Origin of the sequence: Rhodococcus sp. LB1 (genome assembly GCF_001583455.1) — a bacterium.
GTDB classification, from domain to species: domain Bacteria; phylum Actinomycetota; class Actinomycetes; order Mycobacteriales; family Mycobacteriaceae; genus Rhodococcus_F; species Rhodococcus_F opacus.
The window spans coordinates 41,843-45,081 of sequence record NZ_LTCZ01000420.1 but is presented as its reverse complement, the minus strand read 5'-3'; the positions used below and the strand labels follow the sequence as shown (position 1 = coordinate 45,081).

The window sequence follows — 3,239 nt, the reverse complement described above, 5'->3', positions numbered from 1 at the left end:
CCTGGGAATGCCGAAAGCCCCCCAACAAGGTTGGGGGGCTTTCGGTAACGGATGTTCGGCGGTGTCCTACTCTCCCACACCCTGTCGGGTGCAGTACCATCGGCGCTGGAGGGCTTAGCTTCCGGGTTCGGAATGGGACCGGGCGTTTCCCCTCCGCTATGGCCGCCGTAACTCTATGAAACTGTCACACGGAACATCAGCGAAGACACACAACAACCATTGTTGTTGGTGGTGTTCTTCTTCTTCAGTTCTGAAACGTGTGTGTTGTTTCAGATACTGCACAGTGGACGCGTAGCTTCTTTGTGGTAAGTCCTCGGCCTATTAGTACCAGTCACCTGCATCCGTTACCGGACTTCCAGTTCTGGCCTATCAACCCGGTGGTCTGCCGGGGGCCTTACCCCCTCGAGGGGGTGAGAAACCTCATCTTGGAACAGGCTTCCCGCTTAGATGCTTTCAGCGGTTATCCCTTCCGAACGTAGCTAACCAGCGGTGCTCCTGGTGGAACAACTGGCACACCAGAGGTTCGTCCGTCCCGGTCCTCTCGTACTAGGGACAGCCTTCCTCAAGTTTCTTACGCGCGCGGCGGATAGAGACCGAACTGTCTCACGACGTTCTAAACCCAGCTCGCGTGCCGCTTTAATGGGCGAACAGCCCAACCCTTGGGACCTACTCCAGCCCCAGGATGCGACGAGCCGACATCGAGGTGCCAAACCATCCCGTCGATATGGACTCTTGGGGAAGATCAGCCTGTTATCCCCGGGGTACCTTTTATCCGTTGAGCGACACCGCTTCCACTTGCCGGTGCCGGATCACTAGTCCCGACTTTCGTCCCTGCTCGACCTGTCAGTCTCACAGTCAAGCTCCCTTGTGCACTTGCACTCGACACCTGATTGCCAACCAGGCTGAGGGAACCTTTGGGCGCCTCCGTTACATTTTGGGAGGCAACCGCCCCAGTTAAACTACCCACCAGGCACTGTCCCTGAACCAGATCATGGTCCGAGGTTAGAGGTCCAATACGATCAGAGTGGTATTTCAACAACGACTCCACACTCACTGGCGTGAGCGCTTCACAGTCTCCCACCTATCCTACACAAACCGAACCGAACACCAATACCAAGCTGTAGTGAAGGTCCCGGGGTCTTTTCGTCCTGCCGCGCGTAACGAGCATCTTTACTCGTAATGCAATTTCGCCGAGTCTATGGTTGAGACAGCTGAGAAGTCGTTACGCCATTCGTGCAGGTCGGAACTTACCCGACAAGGAATTTCGCTACCTTAGGATGGTTATAGTTACCACCGCCGTTTACTGGGGCTTAAATTCTCAGCTTCGCCATTGCTGGCTAACCGGTCCTCTTAACCTTCCAGCACCGGGCAGGCGTCAGTCCGTATACATCGTCTTACGACTTCGCACGGACCTGTGTTTTTAGTAAACAGTCGCTTCTCACTGGTCTCTGCGGCCCCACCCAGCTCACACTGCAAGAGTGATCACCGGACGAGGCCCCCCTTCTCCCGAAGTTACGGGGGCATTTTGCCGAGTTCCTTAACCATAGTTATCTCGATCGCCTTAGTATTCTCTACCTGACCACCTGTGTCGGTTTGGGGTACGGGCCGTGTGAAAGCTCGCTAGAGGCTTTTCTCGGCAGCATAGGATCACTGAATTCGCCTCATTCGGCTATGCGTCACCTCTCAGGCTTGATGAACGGCGGATTTGCCTACCATTCGCCCTACAGGCTTACACCAGTATTACCACTGACTGGCTCAGCTACCTTCCTGCGTCACCCCATCGCTTGGCTACTACCAGATCAGGTCCCATGCATCCACATCCAGGGCCCCCGAAGGGGCGTAAGGACGCTTCAGGATGGTTAGTATCACTGATTCACCAGGGGCGCGTTCACACGGGTACGGGAATATCAACCCGTTGTCCATCGGCTACGCCTGTCGGCCTCGTCTTAGGTCCCGACTCACCCTGGGCGGATTAACCTGGCCCAGGAACCCTTGGTCATTCGGCGGACGAGTTTCTCACTCGTCTTTCGCTACTCATGCCTGCATTCTCACTCGTGTGGCCTCCACGGCTAGGTCACCCTGCCGCTTCCATGGCCACACGACGCTCCCCTACCCATCCACACCACTGCCCAAGACTCCGCAGAATCAAGGGGGTGCATTGTGTGAATGCCGCAGCTTCGGTGGTGTACTTGAGCCCCGCTACATTGTCGGCGCAGGATCACTTGACCAGTGAGCTATTACGCACTCTTTCAAGGGTGGCTGCTTCTAAGCCAACCTCCTGGTTGTCTTCGCGACCCCACATCCTTTTCCACTTAGTACACGCTTAGGGACCTTAGCTGGCGATCTGGGCTGTTTCCCTCTCGACTACGAACCTTATCGCCCGCAGTCTCACTGCCGCGCTCTCACTCACCGGCATTCGGAGTTTGGCTGATTTCGGTAAGCTTGTGGGCCCCCTAGACCATCCAGTAGCTCTACCTCCGGTGAGAAACACGCGACGCTGCACCTAAATGCATTTCGGGGAGAACCAGCTATCACGGAGTTTGATTGGCCTTTCACCCCTACCCACAGCTCATCCCCTCAGTTTTCAACCTAAGTGGGTTCGGTCCTCCACGACGTCTTACCGTCGCTTCAACCTGGCCATGGGTAGATCACTCCGCTTCGGGTCTAGAACATGCCACTACGGACGCCCTATTCGGACTCGCTTTCGCTACGGCTACCCCACACGGGTTAACCTCGCGACATGCCACTAACTCGCAGGCTCATTCTTCAAAAGGCACGCCATCACCCCCCACACCGAAGTGTGCAAAGGCTTTGACGGATTGTAAGCGCACGGTTTCAGGTACTATTTCACTCCCCTCCCGGGGTACTTTTCACCTTTCCCTCACGGTACTAGTCCGCTATCGGTCACCAGGGAGTATTCAGGCTTATCGGGTGGTCCCGACAGATTCACACCAGATTTCACGGGCCCGGTGCTACTTGGGTTTCCATCACGACAGTCATCGCATTTTCGTGTACGGGATTCTCACCCTCTACGACAGGCCGTTCCAGACCACTTCCACTAACACAATGATTTCTTACTGTCGGCCAACACGGCAGCATTGACAAGATGAACCCCACAACCCCACGAATGCAACACCTGCCGGCTATCACACATCCATGGTTTAGCCTCTTCCGCTTTCGCTCGCCACTACTCACGGAATCACTATTGTTTTCTCTTCCTGTGGGTACTGAGATGTTTC

At 55.5% G+C, this 3,239-nt stretch carries 2 rRNA genes (1 of these 2 cut by a window edge); both read right to left on the bottom strand.

The annotated features are described in order from the left end of the window. Positions 1-53: 53 nt before the first annotated feature. A 5S ribosomal RNA gene (gene rrf, locus AZG88_RS43315) occupies positions 54-170 on the bottom strand. A gap of 131 nt (positions 171-301) precedes the next feature. Next, a 23S ribosomal RNA gene (locus tag AZG88_RS43310) occupies positions 302-3,239 on the bottom strand; it runs 196 nt beyond the window's last position.